This is a genomic window from Acinetobacter dispersus, from assembly GCF_009884975.1.
Lineage (GTDB): Bacteria > Pseudomonadota > Gammaproteobacteria > Pseudomonadales > Moraxellaceae > Acinetobacter > Acinetobacter dispersus.
The window spans coordinates 2,085,601-2,103,396 of record NZ_CP041970.1; the positions used below are offsets into that span (position 1 = coordinate 2,085,601).

12 protein-coding genes and 1 other RNA gene are annotated in these 17,796 nt (G+C 40.3%); 2 read left to right on the forward strand and 11 right to left on the reverse strand.

The genetic code is table 11. The annotated features are described in order from the left end of the window. Positions 1-282 precede the first annotated feature (282 nt). The 3 genes from FPL17_RS09495 to FPL17_RS09505 form a co-directional block, all read right to left on the reverse strand. Positions 283-1,245, reverse strand: a complete 963-nt coding sequence (locus tag FPL17_RS09495) for a hypothetical protein (RefSeq protein WP_159884735.1) — start codon at positions 1,243-1,245, stop codon at positions 283-285. Between the two features lie 64 nt (positions 1,246-1,309). Continuing rightward, entirely contained in the window at positions 1,310-2,233 is a 924-nt protein-coding gene (locus FPL17_RS09500) for a YagK/YfjJ domain-containing protein (RefSeq protein ID WP_159884737.1), read from the reverse strand. A gap of 578 nt (positions 2,234-2,811) precedes the next feature. After that, on the reverse strand, positions 2,812-5,145 hold the full coding sequence (locus FPL17_RS09505; RefSeq protein ID WP_228277569.1) for a hypothetical protein: 2,334 nt from the start codon (positions 5,143-5,145) through the stop codon (positions 2,812-2,814). 238 nt (positions 5,146-5,383) lie between these two features. On the opposite strand from FPL17_RS09505, the gene FPL17_RS19015 reads away from it, so the two are divergent. After that, positions 5,384-6,256 carry a hypothetical protein gene (locus FPL17_RS19015; protein ID WP_228277570.1) on the forward strand — a complete coding sequence of 291 codons (873 nt, stop codon included), beginning with the start codon at positions 5,384-5,386 and terminating at the stop codon, positions 6,254-6,256. Positions 6,257-6,404: 148 nt separating this feature from the next. Here the strand turns inward: FPL17_RS19015 and FPL17_RS09515 are convergent, their stop codons facing one another. From FPL17_RS09515 to FPL17_RS09535, 5 genes are all read right to left on the reverse strand, one after another. Further along, positions 6,405-7,541, reverse strand: coding sequence for a tyrosine-type recombinase/integrase (locus FPL17_RS09515; RefSeq protein ID WP_159884739.1), 1,137 nt, complete (start codon positions 7,539-7,541; stop codon positions 6,405-6,407). A gap of 180 nt (positions 7,542-7,721) precedes the next feature. Further along, positions 7,722-8,080: a transfer-messenger RNA gene (gene ssrA / locus FPL17_RS09520) on the reverse strand. A gap of 158 nt (positions 8,081-8,238) precedes the next feature. Continuing rightward, entirely contained in the window at positions 8,239-10,233 is a 1,995-nt protein-coding gene (gene ggt, locus FPL17_RS09525) for a gamma-glutamyltransferase (protein WP_159884741.1), read from the reverse strand. 307 nt (positions 10,234-10,540) lie between these two features. After that, positions 10,541-12,067, reverse strand: coding sequence for a DHA2 family efflux MFS transporter permease subunit (locus tag FPL17_RS09530; RefSeq protein WP_159884743.1), 1,527 nt, complete (start codon positions 12,065-12,067; stop codon positions 10,541-10,543). A 6-nt stretch (positions 12,068-12,073) separates the two neighbouring features. Continuing rightward, positions 12,074-13,222: an HlyD family efflux transporter periplasmic adaptor subunit gene (locus FPL17_RS09535; RefSeq protein WP_159884745.1), complete on the reverse strand. Its 1,149-nt coding sequence runs from the start codon at positions 13,220-13,222 to the stop codon at positions 12,074-12,076. A gap of 474 nt (positions 13,223-13,696) precedes the next feature. On the opposite strand from FPL17_RS09535, the gene FPL17_RS09540 reads away from it, so the two are divergent. Then, positions 13,697-14,683, forward strand: coding sequence for an AraC family transcriptional regulator (locus FPL17_RS09540; RefSeq protein WP_159884747.1), 987 nt, complete (start codon positions 13,697-13,699; stop codon positions 14,681-14,683). 49 nt (positions 14,684-14,732) lie between these two features. On the opposite strand, the gene FPL17_RS09545 is transcribed toward FPL17_RS09540, so the two are convergent. The 3 genes from FPL17_RS09545 to antB all read right to left on the reverse strand — a co-directional run bounded on the left by FPL17_RS09545 (position 14,733) and on the right by antB (position 17,793). Then, complete coding sequence (locus tag FPL17_RS09545; protein ID WP_159884750.1) at positions 14,733-16,067, reverse strand: MFS transporter; 1,335 nt, start codon at positions 16,065-16,067, stop codon at positions 14,733-14,735. Positions 16,068-16,245: 178 nt separating this feature from the next. Continuing rightward, positions 16,246-17,295, reverse strand: coding sequence for an anthranilate 1,2-dioxygenase electron transfer component AntC (gene antC / locus FPL17_RS09550; RefSeq protein WP_171519541.1), 1,050 nt, complete (start codon positions 17,293-17,295; stop codon positions 16,246-16,248). A gap of 6 nt (positions 17,296-17,301) precedes the next feature. Further along, positions 17,302-17,793: an anthranilate 1,2-dioxygenase small subunit gene (gene antB / locus FPL17_RS09555; protein ID WP_004805221.1), complete on the reverse strand. Its 492-nt coding sequence runs from the start codon at positions 17,791-17,793 to the stop codon at positions 17,302-17,304. Between the last annotated feature and the right edge of the window lie 3 nt (positions 17,794-17,796).

The following is a 17,796-nucleotide window of genomic DNA, read 5'->3' on the forward strand; positions in this document are numbered from 1 at the left end:
AGACTGACACACAAGAATCAGCACGCACAAGGCGTCCCTCCCTCGCCCTACCGCAACGGAGGAGGAACGAACGAGTTCGCCACCAAAAAATCAAATTTTTTGATGTGCTTGTGTGTAAACGGTCTGTCAAAACCGACTGACAATGTAGGTCAGCACGCAAAGGATAATCAGTGAGGCAATAGCTGTCAATGTACAAACCTTTAGGAAATTATACAGATAGTGCCCCTATCTCACTGAATACAGTTGTATTTATTCAAAGCTATACCTTAGATGATTTTTCAATCAAAGTATTTTCTTAGCATTAAACACTTTAAATCCACGTGTCATGATACAAATCTTATTCATCTTTTCAGATACACAGGTAACAGATTCAGGCAACTCTGCTAAATCATCTAGAGGATCTTTCGGCTCAGGAAATGCCATAATCTCATCTCGACCTAAGCCAAAAGGATTACCCAATGGCTGCTTAGACATTTCTTCATCTATGATTAGTAACGTTCCTAATTGATTGGTTGCATCCAACCACAATCGTTGTATCAATTCTGAATAGTTCGTATCGGTGGAGTAAAAAACTTTTTGAAAGGTTAAATAAAAACGAATCACATAACAGTTCCTGTAGCTATCACGAATTAAGTGGTAGTAAGTCAATATGACCTGTGACCTAAACCAAGGCTGGCATTTCAACTTTTTCTCAAATGCTCTAAATGATTGAATCACTTGATCAATCGCCTGCAGTTGTTCGGTCCCAGATGGATAACTCAAATAGAACTTGAGATCAGGTGTATTTACACTTATTTTACTGATAGCAGTGTAAGTATCTTGAAGCTGAAGAATATGCTTCTCATATTGATCATTACACTGGTTTAAATACTCATAAAAGCCTGTGGTCTTAAACAGTGCTTTTAGTTTTTCGAGAATCTGTTCAATCAACCATTTCGCAGTATGCGTCGTATCAGGTACAAAATAACATTGATGCAGATCTATTCCAGATAACACAGAAAAATAAGCATTCCTAAATTGAGTGATCCAAAAGCTAAACTCCGAATCTCGATGAGAAAACATCAAGAAATTCCACTCATCAAAGTAATCAAAAAAAACTTGTGACCATTCCCTTTTCAGATTCTTTACATTTTTATCATCGCTTATCTTTAAATCTGGAACCCCAAAGCGAGCATGAGTAAAGAAGTCGTGCACATCTTTCTCTAAACGTGGGGCTGTTTGGTGTTCAAGGTATGTAATATCCATAGAAATTGTTCTATAAAGTTGTGGATTTCATAGAACTGTTTCATCTATATTTTTTTACAGACTCTTACTCAGCTACGTGCTGGTAGTTACGGCCATGCGCTCGGTAAATACCTTTAAAGAATGTTCTTTTCCCATTCGGTTTGACTAACAGCTTTTGCAGATACTTTTCTGGGTTCGTCAGATAACTAGCGACATTCAAAGCATTTTGAAGTTCTTTTGGATTCTTACGGTGAATCATGCCAATACCCAATAAGCCTTTATTGGCAAACTGATCTTTATTGTCTTTGGTATTACCATTCATTCCATACCCCCAACCATGCGTAATTTCCTGCCACTTAAGAATGACTCGATCTCCAAGAAACCAATCCTGATAACGTTTTGACCCGTTATAAATCAGCATCAGATGTGCATGGTAACCCTTTGTACCTCCCTGTTCTAAAGCTAAACCATAACCCAATAAATGCTTAAAACAGCCATTCTTATCTTTTAGATACTTGCATAAGGCCTGAGTATGAAGATAGAAGTCATGAACTGTGACATTCGACATAAACTCCTTTAAATAACCCAGATCCACACGAACAATCAGAACCTTATTATGATCTTGAATCATTTGCTGAACATAAGCCCGAAAGCTGTCTTGATTAGCTGATTCTTGCTGCCTGAATAGTCGAATCTGTTCTAAGATCAAACTGCGGTAATCTTTCAATCTACGCTTTAACTGTGATACCTCAGCTGAAGATAATTCTGATAGATAGTCTTCAAGACATAAATCCCCTCTTAATGCCTCAATGGTTTGTATCATATCTATAAAAGCTTGAATGGATGCACTGTACTCAATATCCTCATGATCAAAAGTCTGAAATGCAGGAATCAGTGAACAAAGATGAGCGATAAAGATAGATTGGTCTAATTCTAGATTCAGCACCCAATCAACAAAGTCATTCACTGCTGTCATTGCACCAGCCTGATGAGATAGATCATATTGCATTAAAATACTCCTTCGTTATGTTTGACGCATAACTAAGGAGACAGCATTATTTTTTTATATCTGAGAATGTTTACATTACGTATTCAATACGAGGGTGCATCTCATGACTGATGATGTATGTTGTATTGATAGCTTATTGATTACATGTATCTAGATTAAGTACAAGCCTCTAATCTTAATTAAGTATTTATTATTAATAATATTATTTACCGACTTACTACATAACTAAATAGTTGAAAAACCAGTCTATGGATAGATCACTGCTAAAATTCCTTCTCCCCGAAACCTGTACTTTTAGTGAAAACTTCATTTGCGATAGTTAGGTCAGAAGTCAGCTTTTATTATAAAAAAATCATTCAAGTTTATTTCCCCTAAACTGTCACTCTAAAATATCTGAAATGTGTTAATCGATCGTTTAGTTGATTGCCATTGTATGTGTACAAATGTAAATATTTCTCGATTCTACTAATATAAACCTATCTTTCACAAACAAGTTCAATTAGCTACATACTGTGTTGGTAGGTCCACCTTTGAAATTAATCGGTGGATTGAAAAAAATTGCTTAACGCTAAGGACTACTATTTTTTCGGCATTGCCCCCTTAATAAAAGCTTTGGGGACTATCTGTCTAAACGGAGCACGGAATACATCCCGGTACGCAAAATATGGAATGACATGCTCAATGACAATTTTTTTCATTTTTCGGTCATTTGCTTCAAGACAAACATGATATGTATTATCCATTGTATTCAACCCATCAACAGAGCGCATCAATATTTTCGGCTTAATAGCTCCATAGTACTTTATATTTTCGGCATCTTGCAGCTTTAAAGTCTGAGCAGCTTTTGTATCAAGAAAGCTAATCCATCGCTGATCCAAATCATGTACGACTGTTTGTAATTGTTCCTGACAACGATCATTAAAGAACAATACGACATCTATTGTAAATTCTGGAAACACCATCCAGTTTTTCTCTTGCCAGATACCCACGTAGCCACTCAACCAGTAACAAGGTTTAGCTCGCTTTGCTAGGCGTATAAACTCAGTAAATAATTTTGAGAACTCTGACTGTTCAAGACTTCCCTTTGATGAACGTGCCTCAACTGTAATACGATAAGCCCAACTATTTTGCTCCAGTACACGATTAAGGTATTCTCGTGTATCCGTCTGTCTTCGTTCACATTGCGCATATTTTTTCTCCAAGATTTCACGTTTATCTAGTTCAGTAGCTTGCCGTAAGTTTTGGAGCTTTCTATTCATCTGGCCTAACCCAGCAGAGTCTACTGGATGATAAAATATAAGGTCTGTAAGAATCTGTTGAACCTGTCCCCACAACCTTAAACTGTCTTCATGCCCAAACCACCACGTCCGTAAACCACTTTTTTGAATTAGCTCCCAAAAGCTGGGATCGTTTGCAACTTGCTTTACAAGTGATAAATACTGTTGTCCAAGTTGTGTAGCTGATGTTTGTATATCCTTAACATTCAAAAAGTGAATCTGATTCGCTAATTTCATCTCATTAAAGGCTGAATATTGATTGTGTAACAAAGTCTCAATAAATACTTCAATTTGGAACAGCCACTCTCCATACAGTTCTGATAATCCTTGCTCAGTACAAAATTCTTTATAGTAAATCTGCCCAATGAGTAGACGATCTGCCACACGCTTGTCTAGATGTTTGAGATCCCATATGCCTTTAGGTACTTTCCATTCGTGCAAAACCTGCGCAAGATTTTTAGGTTGAGGGCTTATCTTAGATGGCAGAACCTGATAATTTATTTCAGGCTTTTCCCAATTCAGATCATCAAAAAACTCATTCACCTCAAAAGCCATCTGAGGATGTATGAGTTTAGCCACTGAGTCTATTTTAAAATAATAGCTGAGTACCCAATACTTAAATTGTTCAACTTGCTTAAGCTGATCTATTCCGATACGACCAACAGCATCTTTATTGCCGTGTTTCCTTACAAACCTATTTCCATTGATGACGTCAATAACATCATAGTGACCAAAACCTTTCTTCAATAATGTTTGTAAATGAGCGACAATTTCATCCTCTTGATCAATGTGAAAACTTCTTAAGATAAAAATAAATGAAAGCTTTAACCCATTTTGATAATCATGCTCAAGCTTGGTATATGCTCGCAGCCAACCAGGGATCATCTTAAAAATTGTATTCTGTATCTCAGCCCGATCTTTACATACTTTTTCAATCAATTGCTCTAACGATTCATTCTTTGCTTGATTCGCTATACGTACAAACCGAATATCAAGAACTAAAATATATGCTTCATGATGTATTGATAAAAGCTTATCAAAATGCATAAAAGCATCATTGATTTTGTCTACGACTTTCTGAGTCTGCTTATTTTTTTCCTCAATATACAAAGGATCTTTTTGCAAGTCGGAAAAGTAATTTATCAATCTTTTTGCTTTTCCATAATGAAATTTTGAGGTTAACCATTGATTCCTCAATACTTCCGAATCTCCGATATTTAAGCGAACCTGTTCAATATCATCAGACTGAATACGTATATTAACCGCATCTTCCTCCAAAAATTTCTGAAAATAAGCCCAATTCAACCCAAGCTCAAGACAAGTCATGTCGAACATTTTACGTTCAAATTTAAGCTTATTAAAATAAGAAAGAAACAAAGATGAACGTTCAACTGGCAGAGTTAGGTCAATTCCCAATTCAGGCACTTGAGGTAAACATCCTGTCCTTAAATCATCCATGAATTTATCAACCAACCGAATAACCTCAACCGACTCTTTATACAAACAAACATGATCATGTTTATTGTCATACCTCAAAGAGGAATCTAAGACTTTCCAATAATAGGGAACTTTTTTTAAAAATAATTTAAATTGATCTTCACCCTTAACAACCAGATTATAATTATCCATAAACATATTAAAAACCCACCGAAGATCTTTATAATAGCGGAGTTGAATCATATTTCACAATGAATTTTCACGCATTAATCACAGTATATTTTACCATTATTCACGGTTTATAAAAATATTAATCACTATGAATAATAAGTTTTATCTTACCTTCAATACTTTTCACTACTTAAGTTGTCATGCCAAAAGGGTTAGTTTTTTCACAAGATAATGTATAATTAAACATATTTTAGACATTTTTATCATGAAAGAAGTAACTGTTATAGAGTTAAGTGAACAGACTGGGCTCACTAGATCAAAAATATATTATCTTATTAAAAAAGGTAAAATATTAATTTCAAATGGAAAAATAAACTATAAAGAGGCCCTGCAGGTTATCACCACATTTAAAATCAATAAAACAAAAGTAACGGATGATGAAAATTTTAGACATATTTTAAACATGCTTTATTTGCAAAATATCACCTTACAAGAACAGCTAGATTTAGCTTATAAGCGTGAAAAAAACTATTTGGCAGAACTTGCAAACTATCGGCAGAGTTTAGTTCTGAAACCGACTCTCACCCCATTTATAGATGAGAATAATTCACAAGAAGAACAAGGACACGATTTAGCCAATACTGATAAAAACTCTCTAACCAGAATGCAGTCTGAGAGCAAAAACCATACTCCTGCAGAATCATGTCAAAGCATCAATAAAGAAATACAGCCTCCAAATGAGATTACCACCCATACCCCCCCTATAGGACTCCTTCAAAATGAAATGATCTTGTCCGAAACAAACAACAGACCAAAAAATGCAGTTATTGAGCAAAAAAAAGACAATACTGTCTTAGAATCCCCCTTGTCATCCTCAAAAGATACAAAACAGCCAAAGATTCAAAACAAACATAAAAAAACTGTTGCCATGAAACCAGCACAAATACCTAAAAGTATTTCAGTAACAGTTAAACCTAAGCTCAACCAGAATAAACAAAGTGAGCAGACATACAGAAATGAATCAATCGCAGATCAAAATGTTCTCAACACAGTGAATGCTGAACCAACCTTTAATGAATTGACAACAACCGAAGACTACAGGCTAAATCTAGTCACAAAAAAATTAGACTCATATTAATCTCTCAAAAAACAAATATATATTATTGTTTTTATTAATTTTTATTTTATTTTCTAAAATAAAACATTCGTTAGAATCGCTAGCATCTAAAACATATATTGTAATGTAAAAAGCCATATTCAAGTATGGCTTTTTACATTGTTCCAATTTACATCAACCAGCTATTCACCTTCTCACCATACCACTCCATTATCTTCACACGCTCATCCCAGTACTGTGCGCGGTTGTAAGCTGAACGGATTCGATTTTGAGGCACATGGGCAAGCTGACGTTCAATTGCGTCAGGATTGAATAAATTTGATTCATTCACTACTGTACTAAATAAAGATCTAAACCCATGTGTAGTCATTCGCCCTGCATAGCCTGAACGTTTAATTACAGCCAATATTGACTCGCTACGCATAGCTTGCTTGTTATTTAGTCGATGTGGAAATAACAGATCTTTATTATGTGTCAGACGCAATGCTTGGAGTTCACTAATCATCATGTCTGTTAATGGTACACGATGGGGTAAACCGTTCTTCATACGCTCAGCAGGGATATCCCATTTACGCTCATCTAGATCAAATTCATCCCATCGCGCTTGCAGTAATTCACTTACTCGAACGCCAGTAAGCATGACCAGAATAATTGCGTGATGGGTTTGAGCATCTGCTGGATAGGTTTTGATGCGTCTAAGGAATTCGGGCATTTCACTTTCTGATAATGAAGCTAAGTTCTTCACTTTTTTATTCTTGAGTGCATAAACCAAATCACTTGCAGGATTATCGAATCTATAGCCATGAGCTATGGCATATTTCATGACCATACCACAACGTGATAAGGTGCGCTTGGCGATTTCAAGAGAGCCTCTTGCCTCTATTTTCTTAATAACCTTCAAAATTTCAGGAGCTTGAATTTGATTAATTCGCTTGTTGGCAAGTCCTATATACAATTCATCTAATGATGCTTGGACATTGCTAATATGCTTTGTAGACCATGTTTCTTTTTGATTTTCAAACCACTCTTCTGCTACCTCTTTAAAAAGTGGCTTTAACTCATCAACCGTTTCTACACGAGAAAATTTATATTTTATATTTAAAGCAATTTCACGAGCTTTTTTCAAACTTAGATCAGGATACTGCCCTAGTGCTTTAGATTTTCTTTGTCCTTCAACCGTAAATCGAACCGACCAATATTTACTCCCTTTCGGATCAATGATGAGTGACAATCCATTAAAATCTGATAATCGATATTGCTTTTCTTTAGGTAATGCCTTTTTGCATTCCACATCAGTTAGTGCCATTTTTCCTGCCCACTCATTTTGAATCTTGTGGGTCAAATTGTCCCAATTCTGACCCTTAAAAGGCAAAAATAAGGTCAAATCAAGTCGGATGATATCGGACAAACAGGCAAATAAAAAAGCCTTTAAGTATTGAACTTAAAGGCTTTTTTATATCGGATCAAACAATCCCGAATAATATTTTGGTGGAGATGGCGGGAGTCGAACCCGCGTCCGCCAGCACTACGCCCGAGAATACTACATGCTTAGATATCGTCTACTGTTTTAACTCTTTGTGACCCGACGAACAGGGTACAAATCGCGATCCTCTAAGTTTAGTACAAAGCCCCGAGGCTTGGCTTTATACGGACTTGTGTGCGTGCGCTTCAGTCGGACTCTCTAACCACAAGTATTCAGAGAGGCGGACAAGCTGCCCTTAGGCAGCTAGAGCGTATGATTCGTCGTTTGCGACTAAAAAATGCAAATTTGATTTACGAGAGGAAATGCGCTCTCGGCATGCATCTATGAGTTTCATCACCAGCGTCGAAGCCAGGAACATCCCCAAAGTACATCGCAATCATAGCATAGATGACTAGAATTTAAATCTTAATTTCTAAGCATCGAGCAAAATATGCGCTTATAAGCTTATATTGTTGCGGAACTTACTCTTTCAAGGGCTGGTTTTAGAAAGCTGCCACAAGGGCAGCTTCTTAATTTTGGCTTATAACGCCCCATTACCTAGCACAATGCCTTCACGACGAGGATCGACCCCACCCGCATATTTGCTTTGATTATCAATTTTGACTTTCATAATTGTCGCAATACCACTGGTTTGTGCCGTATTGGAAATACCATGGCCTTTTGCTTTTAAACCTTCAATCAATTCAAGCAAGGATAACTGGTCATTTGAGCTATCAATATTGGTGTTTGGGCTATTGGTTGCACCGAAGTTCACCAACGATGTCGCCTGCTGTGCATTCAAGTTCCAGTCCAATGCACCAACCAAGGTTTTGACCACATATTGAATAATGGTACCGCCACCCGGTGAACCCGTTGCCATATAAAACTCATCTGCTGTAGTGCCTTTAAATACTAAAGTTGGCGCCATGGTACTGCGTGGACGTTTGCCACCTTCGACTCGATTCGCCAACAATGCACCTGTTTGATCAACAGGGTTGGCGCTAAAATCAGTTAATTGATTTGATAACAAAAAGCCATCCACCATATGGAATGACCCCATACTCGATTCAACCGTCGATGTCATGGAAACCACATTGCCATAGGCATCGACGATAGTGAACTGAGTGGTGCCATGTTCTACTGTCGTATCAATACCTGAATTTGAGTCGAATTGACCTGCCTGCGCGACACCCATACTTTGGTTCGGATTAATCAGTGCAGCACGTTGTCTTAAATAATTTTTATCAATCAGACTCGCAATACCTTTCGCTGGTAATGGCACAAAATCAGTGTCTGCAACATATTTATCACGGTCTGCATAGGCCAAGCGTTCTGTTTCCGAAACCAAATGCACGCCCATAACATCAGGGATCCCACCCTCATTTTCTGGATTTTGCGGTGGATATTTACTCATCTCAAAATTTTCTAAAATGCCCAGCGTTTGTGCAACTGCAATTCCACCTGATGATGGCGGTGGCATGGTACAGACATAGTAACGATCACGGTAAGTACTACAGATTGGGGTTCGTTTTTTAACTTGATAATTAGATAAGTCCTGTAAAGTCATTAAGCTTGGGGTAATTGGTGTACGAGCTGCATCATCCCCGACCGTTTGACCCGCCTTCGCCACAATATTCTGTGCCATCGGCCCACTGTACATGGCTTTTACACCTTGAGTCGCAAGCGCTTCAAGGGTTTTGGCATAGGCTTTATTGGTCATGGTCTCACCAACTTTACGTGGTGTACCATCTGGGTAGAAATAGGTTGCGACTGCATTAGCATCAAGAGCCAAATGACCTGCATTACTTGCAATCGCATCGGCTAGACGTCCAGGAATTCGAAAGCCATGATCAGCCAAATCAATAGCTTGATTAAACAACTGATCCCATTTCAGTTTGCCATGTTCCTGTTGCGCCTGTTCCAGTAAACGCATTACCCCAGGTACACCAATTGAACGCCCACTACGGCGGGTACTTGGCACAGGTGCAGGAGATGCAGGATCATGTATATCTTGTCGGATCAAATAATATTCATTGGCCGCAGCAGGTGCAGTCTCTCGCCCATCATATGCGGTGACGGTTTTACTTTTCGCATCGTAATACATCATAAAACCGCTACCCGCGATGGTACTGGATTGTGGTTCTACTAAACCTAATACTGCTTGAACAGCAACTGCGGCATCGACGGCACTTCCACCTGCCCTTAAAATTTCGCAGCCTGCCTTTACTGCCAATGGCGTGTTCGCCACCACCATATATTTATCGGCATATTTGACTGTATTGTTTAAACGATAACCCGACGCACCTTCAGGTGCTGCTGGATCACCATTCTGATTGGAACCCACCACGACACTCGAGCCATCCTGTGCCAGTTTGCTACAACTGCTAGGGTCTTGATCAATAATCAGATTGGGTTTTGAAGGTTGTCCTGTATTTGAATCTTTGCCTGATTGATCTGATGAGGCGTCATTTCCACATCCCTGTAATACACCAACAGCCAATAAGCTGCTGAAAAGAAATGAATATCTATGATTCACGTGATAACTCCATTATATATACCTGCCTATCCATGCAAATGTCATGCTAGTTTCTTTATTTTCAGGTGTGAAGGTTTTAATATTTGATAAAAATAAACTTTTAATAATATTCAATGATTATAGGCTTTATCTCCTATGCCCAGTAATACTCCTCCTTATAATTACAATACAATCCTCATCGCTTTGAACTAGATTCTGGCACGCTTTCTCTGTATAAAAACAGGCAAAATCTATCAATTCCAAGCCAAAACACTATTTTTATACATAAAAAAAGCACCTACTTAGAGGTGCTTTTAGTTCAGAGTTTTTAGTGAGTCGGCATACCACCTGTATTGCCTTTTGGCTTTGGACTCATCCAGATCAGAGCACTAGCAAACACAAACACGATCGCCAACAGCATAAATACATGATTGGCAGACATGGTAATCGCCTCTTTATCCACCAGATTCGCAATCGTGGCAAGTGTCGCATCAGAAGAGAACCCATTCTGCAATAAGGTATTTTGTACTTCTTGCGGATGTAAGTTATTCACCATTTCACTACGTGCCACTTTGGCATGATCATCCCAAATGGTGACTGCAATTGAAGCACCAATCGCCCCAGCCATGGTTCTCAAGAAGTTCATCAAACCTGCAGCAGATGCCATTTCCTGTGGCAAAACTGAGCCCATTGCAATATTTGACAATGGAATAAAGAAGAATGGCACTGCAAAACCTTGCAAGATTTGTGGCCAAGCCAAAGCCATAAAGTCCGCATCGGTGACCCAGAAAGCTCGCATTAAGGTCACGACACCCAACAACGCCAAACCAAAACTGGCCAAGGCGCGTGGGTCATATTTGGTCGACAGCTTCGCTACAATTGGCGACATGGTCAGACTACCGAAGCCCATGGTCGCGGTCAGATAACCCGCCCATGTTGCGGTATAGCCGAGATTGATCTGTAACCACTGCGGGATCAACACGATACTGCCAAAGAAGGAACCAAAGCCAAAGGCCAGCGCCAGTACTGACACGGCGAAGCCCCGATGTCGGAACACATACAAATTGACCACGGGATGCTTTTCGGTCAGCTCCCAGATCATAAACACGATAAAGCCAACCACCGCGATCAAAGCCAGCATGATAATACTGCTGCTATTAAACCAATCGCGTTCATGCCCTAGATCGAGCATCAATTGCAGTGCACCAATCCAAAGCACTAACAAGCCTAGACCAATCGCATCGATCCGCAGTTTTTCAGTTTTGGTCTCAGCCACCGACAACAAACGTATCGCTGCTAAAACACAGAAAATACCCACAGGAATATTGATAAAGAAAATCCAGTGCCAAGACAGATTGTCACTGATGAGTCCACCAAGGATCGGCCCGAGAATAGGTCCAATCACCGTGGTCATTGCCCACAATCCCATTGCCTGCGCATGTTTTTCAGGTGGGAAAATCCGCATCAATAGCGTTTGGCTGAGTGGCATCAATGGTCCGCCACAGAGACCTTGTCCGATACGGAAAAATACCAGCATTTCTAAGGATGTTGCCAAACCACACAGGAATGAAAAGATGGTGAATCCAATCAGACCAAAAACAAACACCCGAACTGTACCAAAGCGTCCTGCCAGCCAACCAGTTAACGGTACACAAATCGCTTCTGCAACGGCATAAGAGGTAATGACCCATGTCCCTTGAGAACTAGAAACCGCAAGGTTACCTGTAATATGAGGCACAGATACGTTGGCAATGGTGGTATCCAGTACCACCATAAAATTTGAAAGGGCAATGATAAATGCTGCTAGCAGTAAGCGCCCGCCACTCAGTTCTGCAAATGGATTTTGCGTTTTCATGGCTGATTACTTCGATGCGAGATCAATATCCGCTTGCATCGACAACCCTACACGCAATGGATGTTCTGCAAGTTCTTTCGGATCAAGGCTGATACGCACAGGTAAACGCTGTACTACTTTAATCCAATTCCCTGTGGCATTTTGCGCAGGAATCAAGGCAAACGCTGCTCCTGTTCCGCCTGAGAAACCTTGTACTACGCCGTGATAAACCACGTCATCACCATATAAGTCAGAGCGTAAAGTCACTTTCTGCCCTGCTTTGACTTTCGCCAATTGGCTTTCTTTGTAGTTCGCATCGACATACAGTGCAGAGACAGGCACCACCGACATCATCACGGTTCCAGGCGCAACCCGTTGCCCAATCTGAATATTACGGCGCACGATTACACCATCAACAGGCGCACGAATCACCGTACGCTCTAAATCCAATGCGGCTTGTTCCACATGTGCTTTCGCCACCAATACATCAGGCGTTGAGGCTTCATTCACCCCTTGAATCAAGGCTTCGTTTGCAGCAAAAGTACTTTCAGCCGCTTTACGGCTTGATGTTGCTTGCGCCAAACCTGCTTGAGCCAAATCCAGACTGGCTTTTGCTGTTGAAACCGCACTTTGTGCCTTGCTTAATTCCTCTTTAGAGATTGCACCCGATGCAGCCAGTTCATTACGACGATTCAATTCCAATGCAGCGCGATCATAATCGGCTTGTGCTTTGGTCACTTGTGCCTGTGCGCTGGTGATTTCATCATTACGAACCACAACCTGAGAATTTAAAGAACTGCTATTGGCTTGGCTTTGTTTATATTGACGTTGCGCTTTAGCCAGTTCTGCCTGCGCTTGTGCCAATTGAATCTTAGCATCACGTTCATCAATACGTACCAATACATCACCTTGTTTGACCTGTTGAGTCTCTTTGACCAAGACTTCAGCCACTTGCCCACTGACCATTGAGGTAATTTGTGCAGTTTCTGCACCGACATAAGCATTATCGGTACTGACCGAATGATTAAAGAATAACGCCCAAATACCATACAGAATTGCAGCGAGAATGAGAATGAGTGCGAAAAATCCGAGGAATTTTTTACGTTTTGCTTTCATTGCATCATCTGATGCCGAATCTGAAGCAGCATCCTGTTGGTTGGCTTGAGCGTCAGTCATAAGTTATTCCTGAAAATTAAAGAGATTTTTAACTTTTGGTTTAATCAGCCGATCAGTTTAATTTTGAAAACTTAACTGAATGTTAAAAAACCAAAAATGAAAAATAAGAACAAAAACCATTTCGCATTTTAACGATAAAAAATCATATGGCGAGATTAAAAAAAATAACTGATGCGTTCAATTCTTATAAATTGATACTTTAACGATGATAAGAAACTTAAAGTTTGGGTTCTAAGCAAGAGATTTTCGTAATTCTCTCTGATACAGCAATGCTTAACATACCTATAAAGCATGAAGATATATGTGGAATAGGCTTGTGTATTTGGCTGGATTTGTTCTAATGAACTCAGGTGGAATAATGATTTTTTGCACAGCAACCCATTCTTCCACGCGAGAAAAACGCGGTCATTTATGGATCAGAATGGCATTTTTCTTGCTGCTAAAACAACAAACACTTCGCTAGGTGAAAGGACGATGACATCACTCAGCCAAAATATGGATCTTATCCATCATTCGCATCAGGCCGATTTTGCTCAAGATCTAATGTCAATGATCTGTGGTGAACACCGCTTGGATACCCTATGTCGAGAAACACTCGATTTTCATTATGACGGGATTCGTTTACCGCATAAAAAAATGGCGATCGGAACCATCAGTTATGGCGCCAATGTCGCCATCAATATTGCCAACCTGAAAGCCTATAGCATCAGCCTGCCCTTTCATGGCAAACAAACGCTGAGTATCCGTGGCGCAAAATACCAATCCGACGCACAAACGGGTTTGATTGTCTCCAATCAGGACTTACAGGATTTGGTCATCAATCAGGACTGTCAAAAATTTCAGGTGGTGATTCCTGAAAACAGCCTGCAATTGGTGCTGTCTGAACTTCTGAACCAGCCGATTGAAGAAGCCATCGTATTTAACCCTGAAATTTCACTGTCGATGACTGGCTTGATGCAGGCATGGTGGCACAATATTCAAAACTTTTTACAGTTAAAATCACACTATGCCGACTTTTCCGGCCTACCCATGTTTTCCGAGGACTATGAAAATTTTGTGATTAAAGCCCTGCTGCTGTCTCAGGAAAATAATTATTCTGCAGCCCTACATGAGCGTTGCAACCGAGGCGAGCCAGCTTATCTACGCAAAGTAAAAGACTTTATCATTCAGCATGCTCATGAAGCCCTCAATGCCGAAAGCCTTCACATTTTGGCAGGTGTGTCTAAATCCAAACTCTATGAAGAATTTCAGCAGCATTATGGCCTGAGTCCGATGGCCTATCTACGTAAATATCGCCTACAGCAAATTTATAAAATATTGAGTAATACTGCCAAGCATCAAAAAATTTCAATCTCCAAACTGGCTTATGACTGGGGTTTTAATCACCTCAGCCGTTTTGCTCAGGAATATAAAGATGAATTTGGGGAAAAACCAAGTGAAACCCGAAATAAACATGAGTGAACACTCTTAAATAAAAAAGCCCAGTCAACATACTGGGCTTTTTTATCCATTAACTGGTGCTTAACACGGGTTTGGCTTTGTTGTTCTGACGCATGGCTTTTAAACTCAAGGCAATGAAAGCAATAAAGGTCGGCAAGGCCAGCAAATAGAAAATTCCGCCAAGGCTGATCTCATAAGTAAAGATATAAGAACCGAAAAATGCCCCAAAGATGGCACCAACGCGACCAATCCCATGCATCCACGATACCCCAACCGCACGACATTGCGATGGATAAAATAATGCTGCCAAAGGTAATAGAGACGATTGCGCTCCTGTCAGCAATGCACCAATCAGGAAAATACTAATGCCAAGTAACAAAATGCTTGAGCTAACAAAACCCGCAACGATAAACATGATAAATGCAGTCAGGTAAGCATATTTAATCACCTGAGTTGGATTCAGTTTATCCATATACCAGCCCATGATGATGGCACCAATCACTCCACCAAAGGGGAAAATCGCAGCAATTAAACTAAACTGTTGTGTGCTAAAACCTGCTGTTTTTAAAATAGTTGGCATCCAGCTGGTTAGCAAATAGAACACCAACAGGCTCATAAAACAGCACAGCCATAACATCACAGAACCCCACAGATATTTGCCTAAAACTGTTTTAACAGGACTTTCACTGCGATCCACATCAAGGTGTGGCAACTCGATTTTAACAGTATCGGTAAATGCATGACCTTGAATCTTTGCCAGAATCTGTTGCGCTTTGGCTTGCTGCTCTCGTTTGATCAGATAAGGTACCGATTCTGGTAATTTCAGTAATAAAGCCACCACGAGGAACAAGGGAATAATCCCACCTAGAATTACCACTTTGGCCCAACCTAAATTTTCCAGTAAATAGGCCGACAACACCCCGCCACAAGAAATGCCTAGCATAAAGCCACTACCAGCCAGTCCCGTGAGGAAAGCTTTGCGTTTTGCAGGCATATATTCTGAAACAATGGTACTGATATTCGGCATGGCAGCGCCCAACCCGACACCCGTGATAAAGCGGTAAATCATCAGGTCTTGTGTAGAAGAAGCAAAACCACACAAGATGGTAAATACGGAAAATAATAAGGTCGTGAATACAATCACCCCTTTGCGTCCAAACCGATCTGCCAATGGCCCTGAAATAATTGCACCGATCGACATCCCCACCAGTGCCGCGCTGAGTACAGGTGCCAATTCAGGCTTGCTGATACCCCAATCATCCAATAAGGCGGGTGCAATAAAACCAATAATTCCTGTATCTAAACCATCGCAAAAAAACACCAAGAAACCCAGTGTAAATACCAGCCATTGCAATGGCGATAAGCGGTCACGATTGATTACTGTATTAACATCAACTGTCTTCATCTTTATTCCCTTAAAAGCAAATTCTGTTAAAACTTCTGTTGGTTGGATCAATTAAATATCTGCAGTCAATCTCCCCTTCAGAATTATCTGCATGCATCCCATATTTTTAATGTTGAGGATGATGTTTTTGATGAATGAAAAAAGGGATGGTCATTACGATGTTCCATCCCTTTCTCTATTAAGCATCGAGTGCAATACGTGCACTGTTGCTTTGTAAAAACTTCTCGCTATAGAGACGGTAATTAGTTAATGCTTGCTCATCCAGCCAGCTTTTGACCGCTTCGATCATCGGCGGTGGCCCGCATAAATACATATCAAAAGCCTGTTCTGCCAGTTGCTCCCGATTCAGATGCTGATGGATATAACCTGTTTTGCCTGTCCACCTATCAGAAGCTTGGGTGACAATGGGTTGATAGTTAAAATGTGGCATCCGTTCTGCATAGGCCTGTAAACGTGACTGCTCACAGAGGTCGGCTTCCTGATTAACCCCGTAAAACAATTGAATCGCAGGCGCATTGGCTTGCCCGGCAATATTGTCCAACATGCCTAAAAAGGCGGATAGACCTGTGCCGCCTGCAATAAAGACCAGTGGTCGTTGCACTTCACGTAAATAAAAACTGCCCAAAGGCGCTTCCATCATAATGGTTTGACCCACTTGGCAACGCTCACGCAAATAATTGCTCATCACCCCATCAGGTAATAAACGAATTAAAAATTGCAGTTGATTGTCTGGATTGGGCCGATTGGCAAAGGAATAAGAACGCCAATCCTCTGTCTCTGGGATCTGCAAACGGGCATATTGACCCGGCAAAAACTCAAGTTGCTTGGCATGGGCACTGGCATCGACATGCAGGATGGCGGTGGTCTCTGAAACCAGTTCAACTTTAGTCACTTTGCTGGCAATTTTTAAAGTTTCACCTGCATGGCACATCTCAGAACCATGATCGAAATAAAAGGCAGCATTGGATTTGACCCGCGTTTGGCAAGCCAGCATTTTACGCTCAGCCAAGTCACGCTCGCTCAAAGCATCTTCATCGACATATTCCTGTTCATAGATACCAGTTTCGCATTGGCCCTGACAAGTCCCGCACACGCCTTCACGACAATCCAAGGGTAAATTGATGCCCTGACGAATTGCAGCATTGAGCAGTAACTCATCCTCTTGAACTGAAATAAAAAAGGTTTTTCCATCGGCAAAATTAAGTGCAACTGAATGTCCCATCATGATTCTCCCTTAAACATGATAAAAATCTAAGACCGAATCAATTTTGTCATTCAGCAAAATCGTGTGTTGACGGCGGATACGGAATCCTTCTGCCGTAGGTCTTAACAGATAAGTGGCATGTCCATAGAAACAACCTTCCAGACCTTGACGGTTATATAACGTGCTCCATCCAACTTTGGCTTCAATCAAACCCTCTGGCAGGGTTTTGACCTGTACATTTTGAATGCTGTGCTGCGTGCGAGGTAATGGTGTGGCTGATGCCGCTTTGCCGGTACGAATACGAAACACGCGATCTTCCAGACCTGAGCGATCTGCATAATAAATATAAGACAAGCCCTGATTTGGATCTTCGACATAACGATGATCATCAATCCATTGCGGAATGTGATATTCGCTATCTTCATCATACAGTTCCAGATAGGCATCCCAATCATAGCGATCGCACAGTTCAGACTTCTGATATAAAAATTGTGAAACAGCAAAATGTAATTCAGCAGTCATGGC